Here is a 1549-nt window from a genome sequence, read left to right on the forward strand (position 1 = left end):
CGTACGACCGCCGCCGCCCGGTCGGCTCGCCCCACAGCGGCGCGGTGCGCACCCGGCGCACCTGCGCGGGCAGCTCCGCCCGGCCCGCGGCCTCCTGGCGGGCGTCGCGGCTCAGCGCGTAGACCTCGAAGTCGTGCTGGTCCAGTCCGCGCACCAGCCGGTCGCACCACACCCGCGCCTCACCGGTCGCATACGGGTACCCACCCTCCGTAAGCAGTCCCACGCGCATGAGCGCACCCCCGATCTCCCATGTGGGCAAGCCGTCATGCCGCGGTTCGGCACGTCGGGCAGCGGGAGCACGTTATGCGCGCACGGCCATGGCGCGACGGACGGTTGTCCGTCGCGCCACCGGAAGGGGTGAACGCCCGTGACCTTCCTGGTCTTCAGGCGTTGTCGGGCGCTATAGGGGCCGTCAGCCCTGTCGGCCCTTGGGGAACGGCCAGGCGTTGGGGCGGCACGTGACGCCGTCCGTCGCCAGGAACTTGGTCTGCTGCATCATCACCGGGGCGAGCGCGCCCTGTTCGGTGCACGTCTCGTGGTTGTGCCCGAGCCGGTGCCCGACCTCGTGGTTGATGAGCATCTGGCGGTACTCGTGCATCCTGTCGTCGCCGAACGTACGGGCGCCCTGCGCCCACCGATAGGCATTGATCATGACGCGCTCGGTGGACGCCGAGTCGCACGAGACGTTGTCCTCGGTCGTGTCCAGACCGGACTTCCCGCACCACACCGCGGTGGTGCCGGGGCTCGCCAGGGTGATGACGAAGTCGGGGCGTCCGGACGAGACCCGCTCGAAGGTGCGGGTGCCGCCGTGGCCCCAACTGCGGTCGTCGTTGAGCGTCTTGTGCACCGCCTCGGCGAACAGCGCGCCGTCCAGCGGCAGCCCCTTCTCGACGTCCACCCGGTAGCGCAGGACCTGGCCCTTGCCGGGCGCCTTGTCCTTCCCGGGGACGGTCGTGAAGGCGCCCGAGCCCTTGAGCTTCGGGTCGAGCGGATACGGGGCGGCCATCTTCTGGCCGTACGTGGCGAGTTCGGGGGACGCGGAGGCGGACGGGGTGGCCCCGCCGTCCGTACGGGACGACACCGCGCCCCCGTCGCCGCGTTCCGGACCGCCCTTGGACTGCGCCTTGTTGTCGCTCTGCGGGCCGTTCGCCACCTGCCCGGCCACCACGACGGCCAGCACGGTCGTCACGGCCGCCGCGGCGACACCGGTGAACGTGCGGCTCTTGCCGCCCTTGGCGACCCCGCGCGCGCTCTTCCCCGGCGGCTCGGTCCCGTCGGCCCCATCGGCCGCCGGGTCGTCATCGAGGCCATCCGCGGCGTTCTCATGGTCGCCATCGGCGCCCGCGCCGGGGCGGGTACGGCGCGGCGGCGGCACCGCTCCGGGCGCACCGGCGGCGAAGACGTCCTCGCCGTCGGCGTCCACGGCATCGGGGGCCTCAGGGGCCTCGAACGCCTCCAGGTACTCCTTGCGCGGCCCGGGCATCAGCCCGCCCGCACCACCGCCCGACGCACCGCCGCCGGGTGCGCCACCGGCGGCGGGCCCGGCGGC

General features: G+C 73.8%; 2 protein-coding genes. Both read right to left on the bottom strand.

All coding sequences use genetic code 11. The annotated features are described in order from the left end of the window. A partial coding sequence (locus EEJ42_RS31680; RefSeq protein WP_123105314.1) for a DUF3492 domain-containing protein occupies window positions 1-229 on the bottom strand: 229 nt, incomplete at its 3' end. A 183-nt stretch (window positions 230-412) separates the two neighbouring features. Then, on the bottom strand, window positions 413-1549 hold a 1137-nt coding region (locus EEJ42_RS31685), incomplete at its 5' end, for a DUF3152 domain-containing protein (RefSeq protein WP_246097521.1).

Origin of the sequence: Streptomyces botrytidirepellens (assembly GCF_003721215.1) — a bacterium.
In the GTDB taxonomy this organism is placed as follows: domain Bacteria; phylum Actinomycetota; class Actinomycetes; order Streptomycetales; family Streptomycetaceae; genus Streptomyces; species Streptomyces himastatinicus.